The sequence below is a fragment of the Sphaerisporangium sp. NPDC049457 genome (assembly GCF_055586705.1).
The window spans coordinates 432940-457539 of record NZ_JBVJHR010000002.1 but is presented as its reverse complement, the minus strand read 5'-3'; the positions used below and the strand labels follow the sequence as shown (position 1 = coordinate 457539).

The window sequence follows — 24600 nt, the reverse complement described above, 5'->3', positions numbered from 1 at the left end:
GATGACCGAGGGCCCGGCCGTCAGAGCGCACAGGCTCGGACACCTCGACGAGATCCCGCTCGGCGAGGGCCGGGCGTACACGGTGGACGGCGAGCGGATCGCCGTGTTCCGACTGCGGAATGGGAACGCGCGCGCGGTCTCGGCCGTGTGCACGCACGCCCAAGGCCCCATCGCCGACGGCCAGATCGACGGCGACGTCGTCATCTGCCCGCTGCACCAGCACATGTTCGACCTCACCACCGGCTGCTCGACCACCGGCCAGCCCTCCCTCCGCTCCTACCCCATCCACATCGACCCCGAAGGCCACCTGATCGTCCACCTCTGACCACGGCGCCGGCGGCACACTCGCCCGGCGGACGCGTGCTGAGATCGGCTGATCGATTCACACGCCGCAGCGCGGGCGGTCGCACGTAGGGCGCATACCACCGTCCCGCCGTGCGGAACGCCTGCCACCCGGCGGTCCACCCACCTCATGTCAGGATCTATTAGGAGCTGACGGCATCATGCGCCTGCACATGCTCTCAGCGGTCCGCCGCCGACTCCGGCGGAACTGGAATTTCCAGCACCCGCCACCGGCGGTCGGTCCGGTGCGCCCGTCGAACCGCACTCGTCCGACCTGCCCGGTCAGTTCAGCGTGAGGGTTCGGTCCGCCGCACCGATCTCCGCCAGCAGTGCCGGACGTTCGCCGACCCGAGTGGTGACGGTCGCACCCAGTGCGGCCAGCGCCCGCTGGATCGTCTCGGGCGCGGGATGGGTGATCTCCAGCGACCTCAGCGGCACGCCCGGCAGCCCGGCGGACGGATGAACGGTGCTCCCCCAATCGATGAGGAAGGGCAGCGGCACGCCTGGCGACGGGGTGAGCCGCCAGGCGAGCAGGGTGCCGTCCGGCTTGCGCCGCGACATGGCCGCAGGCTCTCCAGGGTCGTATCCCGCCCGCCTCGCCTCCGCCACCCGCTTGTCGAGCTCACCGGACTCGACCGCGAGGGCCCAGCCGACCAGCGCCGGTGCGGCCAGCTCGTCGATCCCGAACGGACGGGGGAGATCGGGCTCCGGCTGGTCCGGATCAGGCCCGATGATCTCCAGATAAGCCCGTCCGCCGAGCCCGAGCAGAAAGTTCCGCGTACCGAACCCCGGATGCCGCCCACCCTCAACCGGCCGCACCCCCGCCAACTCCGCGACCCGCGCCACCGCCGCCGCCAGATCCGGACTCGCATAAACCAAATGATCCAAAGCCGGATCGACCATCACATGTCCTCCGCGACCCCACGAACAACGACCGTCAGGCTATCCCGGGTGGTGTACGTCCATCACGGCCACGCCTGTGCCGCCCGGTTCCTGCCGCACACCCCGTAGGCCGTGGAACGTCGCTTCAGTCTGAGTCCGTCGCGCTCCTGGTCCGGCTCACGAAACAGAACGCCTGCCACACGGCGGTCCAGACACCACCCGGCGACACCCCGGTCTGGCGACCTTCTCCGGCCGGGAAGGTGGGCGTCACGCCCGTCTCACCTCATGTCAGCTTCCATTACGGGCTGGGCGCATCATGCGACTGTCCATGCTTCCAGCGGTCCGCCGCTGCTTCTGGCGAAAACGAGGAATTCCCTCTACCGTCGTGGGCCGGCCCGCCTGCTCATTCCACTACTGCTCCGCTCAGGCGATGTCACCCGTCGGCAATGACGGGTCGGCGTCGAAGACGTCGTCGTCTTCTTGCATGAACTCGGCGGGAGACTCCGCCCCGTCCTCTAGTGCCGGCTTTCCCATGGCCCCGTGGATCAGGCGCAAAAGACCCCGGCTACGGTCGGCGAAGAAGCGGTCGAAGTCCGCGGATCGGAGCGCCGCCGGGTCGATGAGGTGGCTACTGACCACGGCGTCCAGTTCGGTGTCGCTTATGCCGGAAGCGGCCTCCACCGTCTTGACGTACTCCGCCGGAGAACGGCCGCCGATCTTCCGGTTGGTTCCGGCGGAAAGGGCGGTCTTGTTGACAATGCTCTCCCTGCGTTCCGCGTCGACGCCGTTCTTGTCGCACCAGGCCTTGGGAAAGATGTGGTGAATGTCGACCGCCAGGTCAAGGAACGTCGCCATGTTCATCGGCTGCCGGCGTATCCAGTCCATGCAGCCCTCCCGCATCAGCAACGCGTAGACACCCTTGTAGGCGGCGCTGTTACGGGTCCTCAACGTCAGCAACCGGGAAGCGTGAAAGTTGGCCTCGGTCACGCTGCCGGGCTCGGGCCCGTCGTCGCGAATCCACGCGACGACCTGTTCGAGGTCGCGGGGGAAGCGCGTCTCCACCGCACCCCCGTACAACTCGCCGAGCACCCCAGACCAGTACCAGCGTCGCAGCTTCTTGTCCGCGGCGTGAGTCTCCGCCTGCTGTCCCAGTACGACTCTGATCGCCGCCAAGGGAACGAGCTGCGTTCGATAGGGCAGGTCCTGGGCGCGGAAGATATGTTGCTGGGCGAGGAAGCCCGCCGCCCATGCCAGCGCCGACTCCACTTGCGCGGCGTGTTCGAGGTATTCCGTCAACGTCAGCCGCAGGATGTCGCGCCGCTTGCAGGTGATGCCGGGTGCCTGCCCTGGATCACGACCGGCGGCCAGATGCCTCGCGCGCCGCTCTCTCGAGGCCAACAGCGTGACCGCCTGCAGGAAGTCGGTGTTCTCCAGCATCCGCAGCACCGGCTTCGCCGTAAGACGCGACCGCCGCTCCTTCCAGTCGTCATTGAGCCGGAAGTCCTTGTGCACCTTGTCGCCGGCGAAGGTCGCCGTCAGCAACTCGAAAACGTTGAGAGCCACCCCGCCGGAATTGACCTTCTCGAAGACCATGCATACGGCCTCCTTGGGGGTGGACTTCTTCAGCACGATGACAGGGACGGTGTAGTCGGTGATGTTCTTCAGGACCTGCCCGAAGAACGCGTTCCATCGCTGCACCCTTGCCGAGTCCGTGGCGTACTCACCATGCCACTCGAAGAGGGCGGCATGGTCGAAGGCACGCCACAGGGGGAACACCCCCGCCTCGCACTGTTTCGCGACACTGGAGTAGTCGGCTCTGACCACCCGGCCGAAGTCGTCACGGAGCTTCAGATCGGCGGGGACCGAGATGATCGCCTCCTCCCGGTCGCCCTCGTCGCCCAATGCGCGCTCGATGTCGATGAGGTACCAGCGCTCCAGCTTCTTCCCTCGCGGATCCACCGTGTCCACCGGACGCCGGCCCTTCAGCGACTGGTAGAGCGAGGTCAACCGCTGCTGACCGTCCAGGAGTAACTGCTCGGGCGCGGAGAGTTCTCCTCGGGGTACGCCGGCGAGGGGCTTGGGAGCGAAGTTGACATCCGCTCCTCCGGTCTCCAGCGTCATCACCACCCCGACCGGATATCCAAGACTGATGGTCGCGAGCAGTCCCGCGATTCGCGGGTCGTCCCACTTCCATTCACGCTGGAAATCCGGCAATTGCAACTTGCCGCTCTCGATATCGCCGAGCAGGTGACCCAAGTTGACGTCAGGGCTGTCGAAAGGCACATTGCCTCCTAGATCCGGGGCCAGAGGCAGACGCTATCCCAGAATGGAAGTGGCCATGGATGCCGTATCCGAATTGATGCCGAAGCGCGCGACGACACCAGGCCTTCTCCACTCGCAAGGCCACTGTACAATTTCACTTTTCACCACTTTCTGGACATAGCTCGGCGCCAAAGAGACGGTGCGCGAGAAGGACAGCCGGCGCACCTATCCTCCCGACATTCCACCGATTAGACTCAACGCCTTCCGAAGAGAGGTGAGATGGGCGTGGAGGCGGGGAGCAAGCGGTGGGTGGAGGTCACGCCTTCGGAGTACGCACATGAGAGGGGTGGGCTGGCGGCGATCCGTGAGCTGCTTCCGGACACCGACCCTTACCGAGCCTGGTCGAACTTCACCTTCACCACGCGCAGCGGGCGGCAGTACGAGGTCGACCTGCTGGTCGTCGGCCGCGCGGGCATCTACTTGGTGGAGCTGAAGCACTGGTCCGGGACCATCACCGGTGACCACCAGACCTGGTTCCACAACAGACGTCCAGAGGACAATCCCCGCATTCTCACCGACGTCAAGGCCAAGCACTTCAAGCAGCTCCTCATCGACGTCTCAGGGCGGACGCGTATTCCGTTCGTGCACGCGGCGGTCGTGCTCCATCAGCCGGCCGCTCAAGTACAGCTCACGGACCGGGGCCGGGCAGGCGTCTACCGGATCGACGGGCAGGGACCGGCGGGGCTGGACGAGCTGCTCACCGACCTGATCGCCCGCCCGCCCCGGGACGGCCGGGACCTCGTCGACCGCGAGCGGTCGGTGCAGCTCGCCAAGGTGATCGAACGCGCGGGCGTGCGCCGCAGCGTCAGGCATCGCACGGTGGGCAACCTGCTGCTGGAGGACAACCCGCTCGCCGAGGGGCCTGGCTGGCAGGATTACCTGGGCAGGCACACCGCTCTCGACCGGGTGCGGCGGGTGCGCTTCTACATCCGCAGCGCCCAGGCGTCCGACGAGGAGAAGATGGCGAGCCTGCGGGCCGCCCGCCGGGAGTTCGGCATCCTGGAGAACGTCAGCCACCCGGGCATCGCGCAGGCCATCGAGTTCTACGAGCACGAGCGCGGCCCTGCCGTGGTGTTCGCCCACGACCCGTCCGAGATCCGGCTCGACCACTTCCTGGCCGACAAGGGGGACGGGCTCACCATCGACATCCAGCTCGACCTGGTGCGCGCGCTGGCCGACACGCTGGGCTACGCCCACCGGCGCAAGCTGGTGCATCGCCGGCTCAGTCCCCGGTCGGTGTTCGTCCGGCCGATGGCGCAGGGGCGCTATGGGGTACGCGTACGCGACTGGCACACCGCCCTGCGAATGCCGCCGGCGACCCAGGGGTCGTACGTCCCCGGCACCAGGACGCTCGAGGAGCTCACCGACGGCGGGGTGCGGGGTTTCCTGGCGCCGGAAACCCTGCACAGTCACGACGCGGATCCGGTGCTGGCCGATGTGTTCGGTCTCGGCGCGCTGGCTTACATGATCTTCACAGGGCAGGCTCCGGCGGACAGCGGGGAAGCGCTGCAGCAGGTCCTCGCCCGCGCGGGCGGTCTGGACATCAGCGCGGCCATGGACGGCGCCCCGCAGGCGATGGTGAACCTGGTCAGGGAGGCGACGGCCGGGGACACCGATCTGCGGCTGCAGTCGGTGGGCGACTTCGTCAGGGAGTTCACCAAGCTCGTCGCCGAACTGTCGCAACCCGAGGAGGCGGCCGAGCGGGTCGACCCGTTCGATGCCAAACCTGGCCAGCGCATCGGCACCGCCGACGATCCCACGCGCTTCGAGGTGCTGCAGCGTCTCGACCAGGGGTCGACCGCGCTGGCGCTGCTCGTCCGCGATGAGCACCGCCGACGTGGACACGACGGGAGCCGCGAGGCGGGCAGAGGCGAGCTCCGGGAGTCCGGCCATGGCGAGAGCCGGGAGGCAGGCCGCAACGAGAGCCCGGGCGAGGTCTCGCCGAAGCGTACCGAGGCCGTGCTGAAGGTGGCGCTGGACGAGGACTCCGCGCGCCGCAGGCTGCTGGACGAGGCCGAGGTGCTGCCGCAGGCCCGCGATAGCAGAATCGCTCAACTCCTCGAGGGACCGCTCGCCGTCGGCGGCCGTACGGCTCTGCTGCTGGAGGACGCCGGCCGCGAGAGCCTGGCCGCGATGATCAAGCGGGAGGGGCGACTCTCCCTCGACCTGCTGGAACGCTGGGGCAAGGATCTGCTGGAGATCCTGGTGTCCCTCGACCTCGCCGGCGTGAACCACCGCGACATCAAGCCGGACAACCTGGCGTTCCGCGAGCTCGGCAAGAGCCGACAGGTTCACCTCACCTTGTTCGACTTCTCACTCTCGCGGGCGCCGCTGGAGCAGACGGGGGTCGGCACGGCTCCGTATCTCGACCCGTTCTTCGACACCATCCACCGCCCGAGGTTCGACGCCGCGGCCGAGAGGTATGCGGCGGCGGTGACGCTGTACGAGATGGCGACCGGCCAGACCCCCGAGTACGGCGAGGGCAACCGCAGCCATCCGGCGGTGATCAGCACGGATGTGACGATCGATCCGGCACTGTTCGAGCCGACCGTGAGCGAGGGCCTGACCCGCTTCTTCACCAAGGCGCTGGCCCGTGATCCCAAGAACCGCCACGACACGGTCGAGAGCATGCACATGGAGTGGCGGGCGGTGTTCGCGGCCGTGCCGCCCGCCGCCGGCGACACCGCCGTGACAGGGGGCGCCGAGCCGGTGGCCGGCGAGGAGCTGGACGAGCGGGCCGCCGCCGCCACTCTCGAGACGCCGATCGCCGACGCGGGGCTCACGCCGCGGGCCATTGATGCACTGCACCGCGTGGACGTCCGGACCGTGGCCGATCTGCTCGCCCGTTCCCCCTTCGACATCGCCCGCCTCTCGGGGGTATCGGAGCCGACCCGCCGAGAAGTCCGCCGTCGGGCCAAGCAGTGGCGTGCGCGGCTGCGCCCCGGCGAGACCACCACGCCGGCGCCGGCCGAGTCGGTCGACGTCCCCATGCACAGCGTCGACGGTGTCCTCGCCGCTCTGCTGCCGAAACCGAAAAGGGCCGACTCCTCCGCGGAGGCGGTGATGCGCACGTATCTCGGCTTCACAGGCGACCACGCGCCGATGGTGTGGCCCACTCAGGCGGAGATCGCGCAGGTGCACGGCGTCACCTCGGGCCGCGTCGGGCAGATCGTGCCCACGGTTCGCAAGAGCTGGCCGCGCAACCGGGCGCTCACCGAGGTCCGGGCCGAGATCGTCGACCTGGTGGCCCAGGCGGGCGGGGTCGTCGCCGCGTCCGACGTGGCCGAGTCGCTGCTGACCGCGCGAGGGTCATTGGCGGACGGCCCCGAGCGGCTATGCCGGGCTCTGGGCCTGGTCCGGGCCGCCGTGGACGTCGAGGGCGACCGGGGGGCCGAGGCCCGCCTGCTGACCAGGCGCTGCTACGGCACGGTCGTCCTCGCCCTGGAGATCCCCGACAATCCGGAGGCCGTTCCCGGCACCGACCTGCTCGACTACGCGGTACGGCTCGGACGGGCGGCCGACAAGCTCGCCGCCGAGGAGGCGCTTCCATCCGCGGCGCACTGCGAGATGCGCCTCCGCGAGGTACGGCTGGCGCCGGGCATGGCGCCGCTGTCCCCGGTACGGCTGGCCGCGCTCGGCGCCGCCGCGTCGGAGAAGGCGGCGGCGAACGGCCGCGGCGAGGTGTACCCGGCGGGGCTCGACCCGGTGCGGGCGCTCCGCCAGCTGGCCTCCTCGCTCGGTGTCGTCCGTCACGGGCTCGACGCCGAGCAGCTCAAGGCCCGCGTACGAGCCAGATACCCCATGGTGGGCGAGCTTCCCGACCGACCCAAGCTCGACGCCCTCCTGCACGTGGCCGAGGTGCCGCTGGTCTTCAGCGACGGCCGCTACCTGCCGCGTGATCGCGCCTCCAGTGGGCTCGCCACCGGTCACGGCCAGACGACGGTCACCCGAGTCGGAGGCGCCGGCCGTGACCGCGAACTGGCCGGCTTCGAGCAGCGCATGACCTCCTCACTCGCCGAGCACGCCTTCGTGACCCTGTCGGTGGACTGGCGCTACTACGCGAAGGCCGTCGGTGCCTTGGCCGAGCGCTTCAGCGTCACGCCGGTCGACGCAACAGCCGAACTGCTGGCCGCGATGCGGCGCGAGGCTTCAGCGCATCACGTGGACTGGTCATTGGTCCTGCGCAGCGACCGGCCGGACGCCGCTCCCCAAGACGCGTCGAACCTGCGGACGCTGGTGGCGATGGCCGCGGCACCTCTGGAGCGGCTGCTGGAGACCGACGCCCGGCCGCTGCTGGTGGTCGAGGCCGCACCGCTGGCGCGCTACGACCGACTGGCCGTCCTCGAACGCCTCGCCGACCAGGCCACGGCCCGCCCCGCCGCCCGTTGGCTGCTCCTCCCGGCCGAACAGGACGGCCCGCCCTCCATCGACGGCCGCCCCGCCCCAGGCGCCCTCGGCGGGGTCCGCCTGTCCACCACCTGGATCACCCGGGCGTGCGACGCCGCGGTCTCGTAAGCGAGACGGAGCGCCGACACCTAGGCTCCCCCTCCCTTCTCCGGTGACGCCTGCTGCGGCGCCTCCATGCGTACGGGGCGCGGCGCGCCCAAGGCGGTCTCCCCATGATGGCTGGTGTCCGTGCCGCAGACGGCGAGGATCCGGACCGCCGAAGCGGCCGCGGGGAGGTCACCGGCACCCCGGGCCTGGACCGGCAGGCCGCCGGGTTCCTTGAGCAGGAACCAGGTGCCGCCGCCACCCGGCACGTCGACCACGGCGACGGTCGCGATCAGCCGCCCGCCGCCGTACACGTCCATCTCCGGCGGCAGCAGAATCGGCTTGTAGTACCAGCCGCCCATCGGGGAGATGCAGTCGCTCGATCGGACGGCAGCGCAGGTCGCAGGACTCCAGCTCCTTGCGGAGGTCTCCGAGCGCGCGGCGGTGGCACTCCGCCTGGTCTTCGGGCATCCCGAACACCAGCCCGCCGGTCACGACCGCCACGTCCCACCGGGATGCGTGGGCGCGGTTCGGGCCTTGGCGGGGCGCCACCCTGCACCGGACCCACGGTGGCCCTGGGCGGGGGCCACCTCGGCCTGGCGCATGAGGGTGCGCAGTTCCTCGAGGTTCGGCGCTTCGACCACCGGATCGGCGACGGCGCTCGTGCGGGCGATGGCGTAGAAGCGGCGGTAGTACGTGCCGTACCGCACCAGCCAGCCGGGTTCGACCAGGTCGAGTCGGGCGGTGTCGGCCTTCTGGACGCTGTCCCACTCCCGGCGGTCGGGGACGGTGCTCGGCCGGCCCTGGCGGTGCCGTCCGGCGGACGGGCGGCTTGTGCGGCTCAGGCGACCGGTGCCGTGCACGTTCACGGCCGTCATCGGGAGGTCTCCTGCCGCCGGAGCCATCCGCGCTCGGGGGGTTCGCGGTGGGGCATCGATCGCACTCCTGATCGGATCGGGGCCGACTTTCAGAACTGACTATCTGTAGTCGAGCAATCATTTAGAGTTATTTCGAGGCTCGTATCCAGTCCACATCCGGAGCAAGAGCTGATCGACTTCGGCGATCAACCGGCGATTCCGGCGACCCCCGAGGGTGAGGCAAGACATGCCCGCACCGCGCAAGAGCACCAATCGGTACAAATCGATGACGCACTATTTCGGAGCGCTCATCCGCGATCTGCGCGATTCGTACGAACTGCGCGTCGGCGAGCCGTTGACGGTCGCCCAGTTGGCGGCGCGCACGGGCTATTCAGCCTCGATGCTCGGCTCCATCGAGCGAGGCGAGAGCCTCCCCGAGTCCGGCCTGCGCGTGCAGGCCATCGACGACGCCCTGAACGCGGACGGGCAGTTGAAAACGCTGTGGCCTGTGGTGCAACGGCTGGGACATTGCACGCTTGATGAACTGGCCACCGCGACAAACCGGACTATCGCCAGTTACCGTGAAAACGGCAGCAGCGCCCTCCCCCAGGGAGACGACATGGAACGTCGACAGCTCTTCCAGTTGGCCGGCCTCGGCCTGTTCGCCCAAAGCCCGCTGTTCGGTGCGGGTGAGCCGATCCGTCAGAGCTTCGAACGGGTTATGAACACGGCCGACAGCTTCACCGTCGATGACTGGCACCTGACCTGCGCGGACTACCTACACGCCGTGGTCACTCGGCCTCCCGCCACAGTCCGGGACGATCTCGTTCTTGACTTGGCGGCTCTTTACCATGTTCTTGAGCGCGAAACCACAGGCCGTGCCGCCGACCTGCAACGAGCGGCGGCCTGGCTGTCGGCCTTGCATGCCAACCTCCTCACCCGACTTGGCGAGCACGGCGCAGCCCGCCGGTGGTGGACCACTTCCCGCCACGCCGCCGACGCCTCCGGCGACACGGATATGAGGGTGTGGGTCCGCGCGACCGAGGCGGTGTTTGCTCTCTACGCCCCGCGCGCACCGGAGAGCGTGCTCATCCTGGCCCGTGCAGCGCAATCCCTCGCTCAAGGTCGGGTCACCGCCGGACTTCTCAAGGCCGTGGGTGCGGAAGCGCAGGCGCTGGCCGTACTTGGAAGGCAGCAGGAGGCACGGGAGCGACTGGACCACCTCCATGATCTGGCTGGACGCGACGTTCTGGGCGAGAACTACGGCTGGGTGCCATCGTCAGTCTGGTTCGCGACGTCTTGGGTGCTGTCCCACAGCGGTGCAACGGAAGATGGACGCGAAGCCCGTGACCGTCTCCTCTCCGAATCGCCCGCGTACCAGAACGGGACCAACGTCCGTCTGCATGAAGCCATCAGCATCGGCAAGCTGGGCGGCCACAACGAAGCGCTCCAACTCGCCACACAAGTCATCTCAGAGCTCGACCCCGACTACCGATCACACATGATCTTGCACACTGCCCACATGGTGCTCGACACCATCCCGGTCCACAAACGCGGGACACTTCCCGCCCTCGGCGACTACCGCGCCGCCATCAACGTATCGGCGTCTACGTGACACATCAGAACATTATTAGCACTCGTTCAGCTGGCCGCATAGGCTAAATGCATCCACAAAGAGCGGTATAGAGGATGCCCGATATCAACCTGTGACTCAACCACAGATCCGAGAAGTAGGAGAAGCAGGGTCCTCACAGCCCCAACGAACATGCATTTCCCGAATATCAGTACGAAAGCCAGGAGGAGGGCTTTAGACGGGCCAACATGGTCGTCAATTTCGCTTTCAGCCGTAATACAAATTAGACATACTCGCTGGTCGGCGACCCATAGACGGGTCGCTTTTATGTCGCTTGTGCACCTTTCTTCCCATATAGACGGGTGCACCACTCTGGCGAGGGGTATGCGCGATGTCTGTGGTCTCCGCGGAGATGCTGAAGGATCTGCAGAGACAAGCTCGCTTCCTGGAAGCCGACCTGCGCAGGCAGGCTGAAGAGCGCGAAGACACCGGCACACGACTCCAGCAGATGCACGCCAAGGCGACCTCGATCGGCCGGACCGCCGAGACGTGGAACTCTTGGCTGAGCGCCCAGGCGACGCAGGCCGCCAGCTCGTGGGTGCTCGCCTGCGTGTTCGTCCGCTTCTGCGAGGACAACGACCTGACCTCGCATCGCTGGATCGCCTCCCGCGACGCCGAGTCGGGCGAAGCGACCACGGCCGCCGCCGACGCCGAGGAAGCGTGGATCGCGGCCAACCCCCGGCTATCGTCCCGCGAGTGGCTGCGCGAAGCCTTCACCTGGCTTCGCTCCACCCGGGCCGGCCACGGGCTCTTCCCCGACACCGACTTCGTCTGGTGGTGGGACATCTCCGCCGACGCGGCCGACGCCCTCATCGCCAACTTCCGCCGCCGCGACGCCGCCGGCGTAGGGCTGGCGCACCACTTTTACTCTCCCGGCCTGGACACCCGCTTCCTCGGCGACCTCTACCAGGACCTGTCCGAGGACATCCGCAAGCGCTACGCGCTCCTCCAGACCCCAGAGTTCGTAGAGGAGTTCATCCTCGACCTGACCCTCACCCCGGCCTTGGACGACTTCGGCCTAGAGGGCTTCAAACTCATCGACCCCACCTGCGGCTCCGGCCACTTCCTCCTAGGCGCGTACAACCGACTCCTCGACGCCTGGACCGAACACTCCCCGGGCCTGGACCCCCGTGTGCGCGTACAGAAGGTCCTCGACAGCATCTACGGCGTCGATATCAACCCAGCCGCAACTGCCATCACCAAGTTCCGCTTGACATTAACCGCCCTACGGTCCTGCGAGGTCACCCGCCTCGACACCCCCGAGGCTCCCATCCTGCACCTTCACATCGGGACAGGAGACTCCTTGATCTACGGCGGAGGCAGCGGCCGCCAACTAACCCTCGAGGACGCCAGCCCACTAAACGACCACCAATACGCCTGGGAAGACCTCCATCAATATCCTGGAATCCTGCATTTCAACCAGTATCACGTTGTCGTTGGCAACCCACCATATATTGCCGTCAAGGACAAATCTCTCAATGAAGCATACAGAGATCGATATGAATGCTGCGCCGGAGCATACGCACTGAGCGTGCCATTTGCCGAGCTGTTCTTTCGACTCGCGCGCCAAGACCAGGATTCACCAGGCCACGTGGGGCAGATCACCGCCAACTCCTTTATGAAGCGAGAGTTCGGCAAGAAGCTAGTCGAGGGATTCCTTCAAACCCAAGTCGACCTCACATATGTTATCGACACATCCGGCGCTTACATTCCCGGCCATGGCACTCCCACGGTCATTCTGATCGGCAAGAACCGCGACCGAATGCTAATCAGTACGGTACGGGCTGCCCTCGGCGTCCGCGGTGAGCCTACGCAGCCAGCCGACCCAGCAAAAGGTCTAGTTTGGCGTTCCATCGTCGAGAACATCAATGCACCGGGAACTGAGACTGACTTCGTTTCCATCACCGACCTGGCGCGCGTACGCCTTGCTACTCACCCCTGGTCCCTCTCCGGCGGGGGAGCCGATTCCTTGCTTGAAATAATCAATACGAACCAGAAGCGGTCACTGCAAACTATTGCAGATGTCGGCACAGGCGCCGTGACACGCGAGGACAGTGCATACATGTTGGGGTCAGGGGCGTTACGTCGAAGTCGTGTACCTGACTCTCTCCAACGAGAATTGGTCGATGGGGACACGACTCGGGACTGGCAGATCACCGACGCAGTAGCATCAGTATGGCCTTACGATCCACAGTCGATGACGGCCCTCCCACAAGAGAACGTCCAACGTTTGCTGTGGCCGTGTCGCGTACTTCTGCGTCAACGCGTTGCCTTCGGCCATAGTCAGATCGAACGAGGACTCACCTGGTTCGAATATTCGATGTTTTTCACCAGACGCTTTACAACACCGCTCACGATAGCGTTCGCTGAGGTAGCTACGCATAATCATTTCGTTCTCGATAAAGGCGGAAGGGTATTCAATCGCACCGCACCGATACTCAAGCTGTCCGAACAAGCCACGGTGGATGATCATCTAGGGCTACTTGGACTACTTAATTCATCTACCGCATGCTTCTGGCTGAAGCAAATGTGTCACAGTAAGGGCAGTCAATCTGGCACCGGCGGTTTCATGCACGATATGTGGGAACCTTTCTTCGTCTACAACGCAACCAAACTCAAGGATTACCCCATACCGCTTGGTCGCCCCCTGCACCGATCTCGACATCTAGACGCTTTGGCCCACGAATTGGCCTCCGTCGCACCGAGAACCATTTGTAGCGCGGAGATTCCAAGTCGGGAAGCTCTTGCAGTGGCAAACAGCTGCCACCTCGCAACTCGAATAGCGATGATCTCTCTGCAGGAAGAGCTCGACTGGGAGGTCTATCAACTCTATGGAATTCTCGATCAGGGACTAACCTATACAGGTGACGACCTTCCGGGGATCAATCTTGGCGAGCGCGCATTCGAGATCGTGCTAGCTCGCAAGACGGCAGCCGGAGAGGTCGAGACGCAGTGGTATAAGCGGCATGGGTCTACGCCGATTACTGAGCTGCCTGAGCACTGGCCTCAGGCGTACAAGGATCTGGTGAATCGGCGGATCGAGGTGATTGAGAGTCATCCGCTTCTTCATCTCATCGAGCGGCCCGAGTGCAAGCGCCGCTGGGCGGCTGAGCCGTGGGAGAAGATGCAGGCTGAGGCGCTGCGCACCTGGTTGCTGGATCAGCTGGAGGGTGAGTATCTCTGGATCGACGGCGGTGCCCCGCGAACGCTCTCCGTCGCGCAGCTCGCGGACCTGGTGCGTACCGATGCCGACTTCCGGCAGGTCATGGACCTCTATCTGAACCGGCCGGACTACGACCTGACCGCCGAGCTGGCCAAGCTGCTGAAGGACGAGCACGTCCCCTACCTGGCCGCCTACCGGTACAGGGACTCCGGCCTGCTCAAGCGCAAGGACTGGGAAGAGGTCTGGGACCTCCAGCGGCGCGAGGACGCCGGGGAGAAGGTCACGATCAACGTGCCGCCCAAGTACACGAGCGCCGACTTCAAGACCGCGAGCTACTGGAAGCACCGGGGCAAGCTGGACGTGCCCAAGGAGCGGTTCGTCGGCTACCCCAACGCCGAGCGGGACGGTGACCCCACTCCCGTGTACGGCTGGGCGGGCTGGGACCACCTGGCACAGGCGACCGCGCTCGCGAACGTGCTGGTCGACCGGGGCTACGACGCCGACCGGGCGACCCCGCTGCTGGCCGGCATCGCCGAGCTGGAGCCGTGGCTGCACCAGTGGCACGGCGAGTACGACGCGATGTACGGCAGCAGCCCGGCCGCGTACTTCACCGACTTCCTCGACACCGAGCTGCACCGCTACGGCGTGACCCGCGAGCAGCTCTCGGCATGGCGTCCCCCGGCCACGGGGCGCGGGCGCAAGAAGGGGGCCTGACCATGACCAGGAAGATGCTCAAGGACGTCATCGAGATCCCCGAGGAGCTGAGCGCGAACGACTTCGTGCTCAAGCTCAGCGACGGCGTCTCCCAGGTCAAGGCGACCTTGGCCAGCTACGTGGTCACCCCGCAGCTCGCCGCCTGCTTCGACGAGGCCCTCTCCTACGTCAAGGGCGCGCTGGGGAAGGGCCGCAGCGACGCCGCGTTCCTGCACGGCTCGTTCGGCTCGGGCAAGAGCCACTTCATGGCCGTGCTGCACGCCATCCTGCGGCACGACCCGGACGCCCGCGCGCTCGACGGCCTGGAGTGGGTGCTGGAGAAGCACGACCCGTGGCTGGCCGACCGCAAGATGCTCTGCCTGACCTACCACCTGATCGGCGCGCAGTCGATCGAGCAGGCGGTGCTCGGCGGGTACGTCGAGCAGATGCGCCGTCTGCGCCCGGACGCGCCCACTCCCGAGGTCCACCTGACCGACGGGCTGCTCAACGACGCCGACAACCTGCGCGCCAGGTTCGGAGACGAGGCGTTCTTCGCGAGCCTTCGCCCCTCGGCGAGCCAGAGCGCCCCCCAGTCGGGTGGTTGGGGCACGCTCGCGCCGGGCTGGAGCGCCGAGTCGTACGCGGCGGCGCGCAACGCCCCGGCCGGTGACCCCGAGCGGATGCGGCTGGTCTCCGACCTGATCCGCGCCCACTTCAGCGGGTACACCGGAAACGCCGGGTACCTGAGCCTCGACCAGGGCCTCGCCGTGGTGAGCACGCACGCCAAGCAGCTCGGCTACGACTGCGTGGTGCTGTTCCTGGACGAGCTGGTGCTCTGGCTGGCCTCGCGCAGCTCCGACCCGGCGTTCGTCGGCGACCAGGGCGCGCGGGTCGCCAAGCTGGTGGAGTCCTCCGACGCGCAGCGTGTGGTGCCGCTGGTGTCGTTCGTGGCCCGGCAGCGGGACCTGCGCGACTTCCTCGGGGACAACGTGCCCGGCGCGGAGAAGTACGCCATCGGCGAGACCTTCCGCTGGTGGGAGGACCGGTTCAACAAGGTCACCCTGGAGGATCGCAACCTGCCGGTCATCGTCGGCCGCCGGCTGCTGCGTGCCAAGCCCGGCCAGGACGGCGAGCTGTCGGCGGCGTTCACGAAGGTGACCCGCGAGCCGAAGATCTGGAACGTTCTGCTGGAGGGTCTGGACGAGTCGGCGGACGCCGCGAGCTTCCGCCAGACCTACCCCTTCTCCCCCGCGCTGGTCGCCACGATGGTCGCCCTGTCCGGCCTGCTCCAGCGCGAGCGGACGGCGCTGCGCACGATGGCCGAGCTGCTGCGGCGCGGCCGGGAAGAGCTGACCGTCGACGACATCATCCCGGTCGGCGACGTCTTCGACGTGCTCATGGACGCGGGGGTGGTGCCGCTCACCGACGACATGAAGCAGCACTTCGCCAACGCGCGGACGCTGTACGGAGAGAAGCTTCTCCCCCGGCTGCTGGACCGGCACAAGCTCGCCGAGGGCGCGCAGCAGGGGTTACCGCGTACCCACCCGTTCGTCACCGACGACCGGCTGGTCAAGACGGCGCTGCTGGCGGCGCTCGCTCCCAAGGTGCCAGCGCTCGCCAACCTGACGGCGGGCAAGCTGGCCGCGCTCAACCACGGCACGATCGCCACGCCGATCAGGGGCCGCGAGGCCGAGCGGGTCCTCGGCCTGTTCCGCGAGCTCGCAGGGTCGGGGGTCAGCGAGATCCACCTCAGTGGTGACCACGCCAACCCCATGATCACGATTCAGCTCGCCGGGGTGGACTACGAGAGCGTGCTGGACCGGGTCATCTCTCAGGACAACACCGGCGAGCGGCGGCGGCTGCTGCGCGAGCTGGTGTTCCGGTCGCTCGGGCTGCCGCCGAAGGACCTGGACACCATCGGCGGCGGGTTGCCGCACACGGTGACCTGGCGGGGCAGCAGGCGCACGGTGGACGTGCTGTTCGGCAACGTGCGCGACCCCCACGAGCTGCCGGACGCCTCCCTGATGGCCGAAGGCGACCGATGGAAGCTCGTCATCGACTTCCCGTTCGACACCTCCGGCCACGGCCCCAGCGACGACCTGGCGCGGGTCGAGGACCTGGAACGCTCGGGGGTGCAGAGCCGCACGGTGTGCTGGGTGCCCGCTTTCTTCACCGCCGCCCGGGAGACGGATCTCGGCGAGCTGGTGCGGCTCCGCTACGTCCTCGCCTCCTCCGACAGGTTCGAGTCCAACGCCAACCACCTGTCGGTGCAGGACCGTGCGACGGCCAAGGCGCTGCTGGAGAACCGTAAGAGCACGCTGGAGAACAAACTCCTCGGCGTGATCCAGCAGGCGTACGGGGCGGCGCCGCGCCTGGAGGCCGACATCGACGCCTCGCGAGGGCATTCGTCCTTCTTCGGCACGCTCGACCATGGCCTCAACCTCGGGGCCCCGGTGGGCCAGCGGCTCGCCGACTGCATGGACCACCTGATCGACCAGATGCTGTCGGCGCAGTATCCCGAGCATCCGAGGTTCGCCTCAGAGGTCCGCAGAGCCGACACGGCCAAGGTGCTGGAGTACCTCGACCTGGCCGCCGCCGAGCAGTCCGGGCGGGTCGCGGTGGTCGCCAAGGACCGCGAGATCCTCCGCAAGGTCGCCAACCCGCTCGGCGTCGGCGAGGCGCTGGAGAACGCCTTCCTGTTCAACGGCGACACCTTCTGGTGGCGGAGGCACTTCACCCAGCTCGCCGCCCAGGACGGGCTGAGCGAGTCGATCCCGGTCGCCAAGCTGCTGGCCTGGATGGACGTGCCGCACCCACGCGGACTGGACGCGAACACCCGAGGGTTGGTGGTCGCCGCGTTCGCCCTGATCCAGGACCGGGTCTGGTACCGGCACGGCTCCCGGACGCCCCGGCCGCCGCTGGACCAGATCACCGCCGACTACGAGCTGCGGCTGCCGAAACTCCCCGACGACGTCGCCTTCCGGACGGCGCAGGACCGTGCGGGCAAGATCTTCGGCATTCACGTCACGCCGCTGAGGTCGGCCGCCAACGTGGGCAAGCTCGCCGCCGAGGTGCGGGCGGCGGCGAGGGCGCTCCGCGAACCGGCCCAGTTCCTGCACGACCAGCTAGTGAAGCATCAGTCGCTGCTCGGTCTCGACCGTGCCTCCGCACGGCTTACCACCGCCACTGAGGCGCTCGATCTGGTCAGGCGGCTGGTCGCGGAGTCGGGTGACACCGAGCTGGTCGAGGTGTTCGCCGCCACCGCCATGCCGGTGAAGGAGGAGGTGCTCGCGCGCTCGCTCAAGTCGGCGCAGCAGACCGCCGACGCGCTGCGCCGCGCCCAGTGGGACCTGCTCGAACCCGTCGCCTCCATGACCGGCGATGTCCAGGCCGAGTCCATCGTCGAGGGATTGCGGGAGATCGCTCGCCGCAACGAGTTCGAGGTGTCGCTCGCCCCGGCGCTGGGCGAAGCCGGCCGCCGCGCGGCGGCCTTCCTGGCCGGTCGAGCAAAGCCTGACCCGACTCCCGGCCCCGGCCCGGATCCCAAGCCCGGTCCCGGTCCCATACCCGGCCCTGGTCCCGCGCCAGGTCCGGATCCGAAACCGGGTCCTGGAGGGAATGAGCACCGCGACCACGTCGGTGGCGAGTTCGTCGTCGTGGCGAGCAAGGCCGAGCAGGTGATCATGGACGTGATGGTGGAGCTGTCCGAGTTCGCGAAGAAGAACCCCGAGATGGAGATCACGATCACCTGGCGGGCGCACTCGTGACGACCACGCGCGCACCCCTGGCCGCGGCCACGTTGCCCGTGGTGCGAACCATCATGCGCAAGGTTCACCGGGGTGAGCGCGACCGGCGGGTGGTGGGCATCCACGCCCGGCCGGAATGGCCCGGTGAGCCGTCCTTCCGGCATGACGACGTGACCGTCCACGTGCGTGCCTGCCCGTCCGCTCTCGCCGTGCGAGAGGCGCTGGTCGAGCACGCGTCGCGCGACGGCGACTACCTGGTCGTCCTCACCGACGTCGGCGACCGGGACCTCGGCATCGGCGTGCGCACCCACCTGGCCGGCGGCCACCTCATCGCGATCAAGCCGTGGGAGCTGCTGAAGCAGTCGTTCGACGCCAAGACGCTCGACCCGCTGCTGCTGGAGGAAGGCTGGGCGGCGTCGGCGCTGGCCGCCTGGCAGCCGCCTGAGAACGGCTGGCCGGCCGCTCCGGGAGGCGCGCTCACCCGCGACTTCGCCCTCGGGCAGCTCGCCGAGGTGCTGCTCGGCAAGGGCCCCGACGGCGAGCCGTACCTCGGCTCCGGTCATCCCGACACGCTGAGCCTGCTGCGGTGGACGCTCGATCCGGTGGCCATGAACCGCTTCACCGAGCTGGACACCGACACCCGCAAGGGGTTCGGCCGGTGGCTGGGCGAGGTGACCGGCGCCGCGGGCGCCTGGACGCTGCGGGCCGTGCAGAGCGGGTACGGCGGCGACGCGGTGCCGCTCGGCCTGGTCGCCGGGCTGCTCTCCCGCCCTGAGGCGGGTCCTCAGGCGGCGGAGTCCCGTGGGCTGCTGCGGGCCCGCCTCGGCGGCGCCGACCTGCCTGCCGACCAGGCGCAGACCTGGGCCCGTGCCGCCGAGGCGCTGATCACGCAGCTCGAACGGCCGGACAGCCTGCTGGAGCGCGCGGAAGGACTCCTCCGGGAGTTCAACGCCGCGTCGCTCATCGAGCTCTCGCCGCTGCTGCCCGGCGCGTACGAGACCCGCCTCCAGCGGTTCGCGCGAGCCGTGAGAGACGCGCTGCCCACGCCGTCCCCCAGTGCGCTCGCGGTCGTCGAGGAGGCGCACACCCAGCTCGTCGCGCACGAGCTGGCGGACCGGCAGTCGCGCACTCCCACGGCCCGCATGGCGTTGCGCCTGGTCCGCTGGCTGTCCACCCCGGCCGGCCCTGTGCCGCCCACGCTGGCGGACGCGCTGTACCGGCAGGTCCAGGAGGGCGCCTACATCGAATGGGCGTACGCAGACGTCTGGACCGGAGACACCGACGACCTGGTGGGAGCCGCCTACCAGGAGCTGCTGGCAGCCGTCGAGGCCCGCCGGGCGCCGGAGAACCGGTCGCTCGCCACCCGGCTCGCGCACGCCGTGCAGGTCGACGAGCAGCCGGGCCGGCTCATCCCCATCGAGGCGGCCATGCCTGCCCTGGTGCGACCGCTCGGCCGGGTACTGGTGGTCGTCCTCGACGGCATGACCGCCGGGAACCTGGCCGAGATCGCCGCTGGGCTGACCCAGCGGCGCTGGACCGAGCTGGTGGACGCCGAGCTGGGACACCGGCACGTGCTTCTCCCCGTACTGCCGACCGTCACCGAGGCCTGCCGCACGAGCCTGCTGACCGGCACGTTGCGCACCGGCGGCCAGGACGAGGAGCGTGCCGGCTTCCCCTCCGCCACGGGCGACCCGCGGGCGCGGCTGTTCCACAAGGCCGATCTGCCGGGGCCCGGCGGGTCCCAGCTCGCCTCGGAGGTCAAGACCGCGATCGCGAGCGACGTACGAGTGATCGGGGTCGTGCTGAACTCCATCGACGACGCTCTCGACAAGATGAACCCCGGCGGCGTCGCCTGGACGCCGGCACAGGTCCAGCACCTGTCCGCCCTGGTGGACGTGGCGGCGGCGGCCGGACGCCTTCTCGTCCTCACCGCCGACCATGGACACGTGGTCGAGCGAGGGAGCACCATGATCTCTGGGACGGGGGCCCAGTCCGCCCGCTGGCGGGTCTCCGAAGGCGCTCCCCGGGAAGGCGAGGTGCTGGTGCGCGGCCGGCGGGTCCTCCTGGGCGGCGGCTCGGTCATCCTGCCCTGGCGGGAGGACATCCGTTACACCGGCAAGCGGGCCGGTTACCACGGCGGCGCGTCGGCGGCCGAGGTCGCCGTGCCGTTCGCCGTCTTCAGCTCCGCCCCCACGGAAGAAGTGGCGGGATGGGCGCAGGCTCCGGTGCAGGAACCGGTCTGGTGGCACGCGCCGCTCACCTCACCGCCCGCTGCCACCGCACCGCCGTCCGGCGGCGTGCCCACCGCCCCGGTACGGGTGACGCAGTCGCGCAACAGGCCGCGCCAGATGCCCGGCCAGGACGCCATCTTCGACATGCCTCCGCCCGCGGCGGGCGAGGCCGCACCGGACACGAGCGAGCAGGAAGGCGGCACGGGGACCGCGACCGCGGCGGGCGGCGCGGCCGGCAAGGCGGCGGCCGACACGGTGACCGTGTTCCTCGACGCGCTGGTGGCGAGCCCGCTGTACGCCGCGCAACGTACGCGTGCCGGTCGCGCGGCCCCCGACGACACGCGCGTGGTCGCCGTCCTGGGCGCGCTGATGCGCAACGGCGGGCGGCTGCACGAGTCCGCTCTGTCCACGGTCGCGGGAGTGCCGGCGGCGCGCATGCGGTCTGTGCTCGCGGCGATCCGCCGCCTGCTCAGCATCGACGGCTACGACCCGGTGACCTACGACCCTGATGGAGTCACCGTGGTGCTGTCCACCGACGTGCTCGCCGAGCAGTTCGGGGTGCGCGCGCCGTGACCATCTCGAACGTCAGCGAGCGCCGCCGCCGGGAGGTGGTCGACGCGCTGCGCCGTGGGACGGTGCCGGTCGCCGGCCTCGACCTGCTCGCCGTAGGCCTGGACCGGTTCTCCGCGGCGCTGTCCGCCGAGCTGGCCACCGCCGCCGGGGGCGGGTCGGTGTTCAAGGCCGTGCGGGGAGAGTACGGCTCGGGGAAGACCTTCTTCGCCCGATGGCTGGCCGAGCAGGCGAAGCGGTCCCGGCTCGCGGTGGCGGAGGTGCAGATCTCCGAGACCGAGACCCCGCTGCACCGGCTGGAGACGGTGTACAGGCGGCTGTGCGAGAACCTCAGCACCGCCGAGTTCCCGCCGAGCGCGCTTCGCGCCATCGTGGACGGCTGGATGTTCACCCTCGAGGAGGACTCGCTCGCCGGCGGGGTCTCCGAGGACGACGCCGCGGCACTGGAGGCGGCGGTCACCGACCTGCTGGAAAGGCGGCTCGCCGAGGTCAGCCGGTCGGCTCCGACGTTCGCCGCCGCCTTGCGCGGCTACCGTACGGCGGTCGCGGCCGGGGACATGGCCACTGCGGAAGGCGTGCTCGCCTGGCTCGGCGGGCAGCCGCACGTGGCGTCCGCCGCCAAGCGGGCGGCCGGAGTGCGCGGCGACCTCGACCACTTCGGGGCGCTCGGCTTCCTGCAAGGGCTGCTGACCGTGCTGCGGGACTCCGGCCATCCGGGGCTGCTGCTGGTGCTGGACGAGGTGGAGACGCTGCAGCGAGTCCGGTCCGATGTGCGCGACAAGGCGCTCAACGCGTTGCGCCAGCTCGTCGACGAGATCGACTCGGGTCGTTTCCCTGGGCTGTACGTGCTCATCACCGGGACGCCGGCGTTCTTCGAGGGCCATCAGGGCCTGCAGCGGCTCCCGCCGCTCGCGTCGCGGCTGGCCACCGACTTCACCACCGACCCGAGGTTCGACAACCCGCGGGCGGCGCAGATCCGGCTTCCCGGGTTCACCTTCGATGCGCTGCTCGAACTCGGAGGGCGGGTGCGCGATCTTTACGCGTCCGGTGCGGCCGACCCGCCTCGAGTGCTGGCCGTGGTGGACGACGCCTACCTGGCGGACCTGGCCCACGCGGTCGCCGGCTCGCTGGGCGGTAAGGCGGGAGTGGCACCAAGAGTGTTCCTGAAGAAGCTGGTCGGCGACGTGCTGGACAGAGTCGACCAGTTCCCCGATTTCGACCCGCGCGCACACTACGCGCTCACGATCGCGACCGGCGAGCTGAACGAGTACGAGCGCAACGCGGTCGCAGGAGGGCCGGCACGGCCGTCCGGCTCCGCTGACGAGGTCGAGCTGGACCTGCCGTGACCGGGTTGCATCCCGTGGTCGAGCACCACATCGTCAACACCCTCGGCTGGCCGTCCCTGCGCCCCCTGCAGAGCGCGGCGGTCGCCCCGCTGGTCGACGGCGCGGACGCGCTGCTCCTGGCTCCCACGGCGGCGGGCAAGACGGAGGCGGCGACCTTTCCCCTGCTGTCCCGGATGGCCTCTTCCGACTGGCAGGGCACGTCCCTGATCTACGTCTGCCCGATCAAGGCGCTGCTCAACAACCTGCTGCCCCGCCTGGAGTCGTACGCGGCGTGGCTGGGCAGGCGGGTGGCGCTGTGGCATGGCGACGTCAGCGGCACGGCCCGCAGGCGGATCCTGCGGGAACGGCCGGACATCCTGCTCACCACGCCCGAGTCCCTGGAATCCATGCTCGTGAGCGTCAACGTCGACCACCGGGCATTCTTCGCCGGGCTCCGGTCCGTCGTGGTCGACGAGGTGCACGCCTTCGCGGGCGACGACCGCGGGTGGCATCTGCTCGCCGTGCTGGAGCGGCTGACCCGCGTCACCGGACGGCCACTGCAGCGTGTAGGGCTGTCGGCGACGGTCGGGAACCCCGGCGAACTGCTGCGCTGGCTGCAGGGCTCAGGGGCCGGTGTTCGCCCAGCCCAGGTCATCGCCCCGGACCTGGACGCCGACGCGTCCGCCGCACGGGCCCTGGGGCCGTCACTGGAAGGCTCCGCCGCGTCCCCGGCCGGGGACGTTCAGCTCGACTACGTCGGCTCGGTGTCCAACGCGGCCACCGTCGTCGCCTCGCTGCACCGCGGCGAGAAGCGGCTGGTCTTCTGCGACTCCAAGCAACTGGTGGAAGAACTCGGACACGCCCTTCGCGCGCGGGGGGTGACCACGTTCCTGTCGCACGCCTCGCTGTCGGCCGACGAGCGCCGCCGTTCGGAGCAGGCGTTCGCCGAGGCGCGCGACTGCGTCATCGTGGCCACGTCCACCCTGGAGCTCGGCATCGACGTGGGCGACCTGGACCGGGTCATCCAGCTCAACGCGCCCATGACGGTGGCCTCGTTCCTCCAGCGCCTCGGCCGTACCGGACGGCGGGCCGGGACGCTGCGCAACTGCCTGTTCCTGGCGCTGACCGAGGACGCTCTCCTCCACGCGGCCGGTCTTCTGCTGCTGTGGGGCCACGGCTGGGTGGAGCCGATCAGCCCGCCGCCGGAACCCCGGCACATCGCCGCCCAGCAGTTGCTGGCGCTGTGCCTGCAGGAGCATCGGGTCGGCGACCGGCTGTGGCCGGAATGGTGGAACGGGCTCGGGCCGTTCGGGCCGTCGGCCGCCCCCGTCGTCGCCCACCTGGTGTCCGCCGGTTACCTCGACCAGGACGGCGGCATGCTCTTCATCGGGCCCGAGGCCGAGCGCCGCTTCGGTCATCGGCACTTCATGAACCTCACCGCGGTCTTCACCGCCGCGCCCGAGTTCACCGTGCTGGCCGGGCGCACCGAGATCGGGCGTACCGACCCGGCGCTGCTGACCGAGGAGGTCCAGGGGCCGCGATTGCTGCTGCTGGGCGGACGGACCTGGCGGGTCACCTACATCGACTGGAGACGGCGCCGCTGTTTCGTGGAGCCCGCCGACGGCCGCGGCAAGGCCCGATGGAACGGACTCGGGCTCGGCGGCCTCTCGTTCGCCATGGCGCGGTCGATGCGGTCGGTGCTGCTCGGCGCCGACCCTCCTGTGCATCTGACCCGGCGGGCCGCCGACCGGCTGGCCGTGCTGCGTGAGGAGGCGGTCGAGTCGGTGCATCCGGGCGGGACGGTCATCACCCGCTCGACCGGCGGCGACGTCCGCTGGTGGACCTGGGCCGGTTTCCGGGCGAACGCCACCCTGGCGGCGACGCTCGCCGGAGTCGCCGACGAGGCGCAGCGCGTCGACGACGCCTTCCTGCGGTTGCGGGGAGATCTGACCGCGGAGATGTGGAAGGTGGCCACCGCGGACGCCCCGGAACGGCTCTGCCTTCCCTCCGTCGACGAGAAGGCGCTCAACGGCTTGAAGTTCAGTGCCGCCCTGCCCGAACGTCTGGCCACCGCCACCCTGGCCGCCCGCCTCGCCGATCTCGAGGGTGCGGCGTCCGTTCTTGAGGAAACGGTCCGGTTCTCGGTCTGGGACGGATGAGCGCCGCCGCTTCAGGCGCCACCGGGGTCCGGCCAGAAAGGCCACCGTGCCTTGCGACGTCTGCTGATCGCCGGAATGCACCGGAGATCGGGTGGAACGGTCCGCGACTCGCCTGATTTCTCCCGGTGATCCAGGTAATGTGCCTGGCGTAGTGATGCGGCCCGACGGGCTTCCGCTGATCGCCTG

Annotated in this window: 12 protein-coding genes; 8 read left to right on the top strand and 4 right to left on the bottom strand. The window is 68.9% G+C overall.

The window, feature by feature from the left end:
- Window position 1: 1 nt before the first annotated feature.
- Window positions 2–325 (top strand): Rieske (2Fe-2S) protein, encoded by a 324-nt coding sequence (locus tag ACZ6QO_RS05320; protein ID WP_465847870.1) that lies wholly within the window; start codon window positions 2–4, stop codon window positions 323–325.
- A gap of 299 nt (window positions 326–624) precedes the next feature.
- Here the strand turns inward: ACZ6QO_RS05320 and ACZ6QO_RS05315 are convergent, their stop codons facing one another.
- Both ACZ6QO_RS05315 and ACZ6QO_RS05310 read right to left on the bottom strand, forming a co-directional pair.
- On the bottom strand, window positions 625–1245 hold the full coding sequence (locus tag ACZ6QO_RS05315; RefSeq protein WP_465847868.1) for a VOC family protein: 621 nt from the start codon (window positions 1243–1245) through the stop codon (window positions 625–627).
- Between the two features lie 402 nt (window positions 1246–1647).
- Window positions 1648–3507, bottom strand: a complete 1860-nt coding sequence (locus ACZ6QO_RS05310; RefSeq protein ID WP_465847867.1) for a GmrSD restriction endonuclease domain-containing protein — start codon at window positions 3505–3507, stop codon at window positions 1648–1650.
- A 258-nt stretch (window positions 3508–3765) separates the two neighbouring features.
- On the opposite strand from ACZ6QO_RS05310, the gene pglW reads away from it, so the two are divergent.
- Window positions 3766–8061 carry a BREX system serine/threonine kinase PglW gene (gene pglW / locus ACZ6QO_RS05305; RefSeq protein WP_465847866.1) on the top strand — a complete coding sequence of 1432 codons (4296 nt, stop codon included), beginning with the start codon at window positions 3766–3768 and terminating at the stop codon, window positions 8059–8061.
- A 20-nt stretch (window positions 8062–8081) separates the two neighbouring features.
- Here the strand turns inward: pglW and ACZ6QO_RS05300 are convergent, their stop codons facing one another.
- Entirely contained in the window at window positions 8082–8399 is a 318-nt protein-coding gene (locus tag ACZ6QO_RS05300) for a hypothetical protein (RefSeq protein ID WP_465847864.1), read from the bottom strand.
- A 129-nt stretch (window positions 8400–8528) separates the two neighbouring features.
- Window positions 8529–8915, bottom strand: a complete 387-nt coding sequence (locus ACZ6QO_RS05295; RefSeq protein WP_465847862.1) for a hypothetical protein — start codon at window positions 8913–8915, stop codon at window positions 8529–8531.
- 265 nt (window positions 8916–9180) lie between these two features.
- Here ACZ6QO_RS05295 and ACZ6QO_RS05290 point away from each other — a divergent pair, with 265 nt between their 5' ends.
- The 6 genes from ACZ6QO_RS05290 (at window position 9181) to ACZ6QO_RS05265 (ending at window position 24414) form a co-directional block, all read left to right on the top strand.
- The gene (locus ACZ6QO_RS05290; RefSeq protein ID WP_465847860.1) at window positions 9181–10509 is read left to right on the top strand and encodes a helix-turn-helix domain-containing protein; all 1329 of its coding nucleotides are present in this window, start codon (window positions 9181–9183) and stop codon (window positions 10507–10509) included.
- A 370-nt stretch (window positions 10510–10879) separates the two neighbouring features.
- The gene (gene pglX, locus ACZ6QO_RS05285; protein ID WP_465847858.1) at window positions 10880–14404 is read left to right on the top strand and encodes a BREX-2 system adenine-specific DNA-methyltransferase PglX; all 3525 of its coding nucleotides are present in this window, start codon (window positions 10880–10882) and stop codon (window positions 14402–14404) included.
- A 2-nt stretch (window positions 14405–14406) separates the two neighbouring features.
- Window positions 14407–18150 carry a BREX-2 system ATPase PglY family protein gene (locus ACZ6QO_RS05280; protein ID WP_465847857.1) on the top strand — a complete coding sequence of 1248 codons (3744 nt, stop codon included), beginning with the start codon at window positions 14407–14409 and terminating at the stop codon, window positions 18148–18150.
- A 53-nt stretch (window positions 18151–18203) separates the two neighbouring features.
- Window positions 18204–20933 carry a BREX-2 system phosphatase PglZ gene (gene pglZ, locus ACZ6QO_RS05275; protein WP_465847855.1) on the top strand — a complete coding sequence of 910 codons (2730 nt, stop codon included), beginning with the start codon at window positions 18204–18206 and terminating at the stop codon, window positions 20931–20933.
- 2 nt (window positions 20934–20935) lie between these two features.
- The gene (brxD, locus tag ACZ6QO_RS05270; protein WP_465848081.1) at window positions 20936–22276 is read left to right on the top strand and encodes a BREX system ATP-binding protein BrxD; all 1341 of its coding nucleotides are present in this window, start codon (window positions 20936–20938) and stop codon (window positions 22274–22276) included.
- On the top strand, window positions 22273–24414 hold the full coding sequence (locus ACZ6QO_RS05265) for a DEAD/DEAH box helicase (protein WP_465847853.1): 2142 nt from the start codon (window positions 22273–22275) through the stop codon (window positions 24412–24414). Before brxD ends, ACZ6QO_RS05265 begins: the two co-directional genes overlap by 4 nt.
- The last annotated feature ends 186 nt before the right edge of the window (window positions 24415–24600 follow it).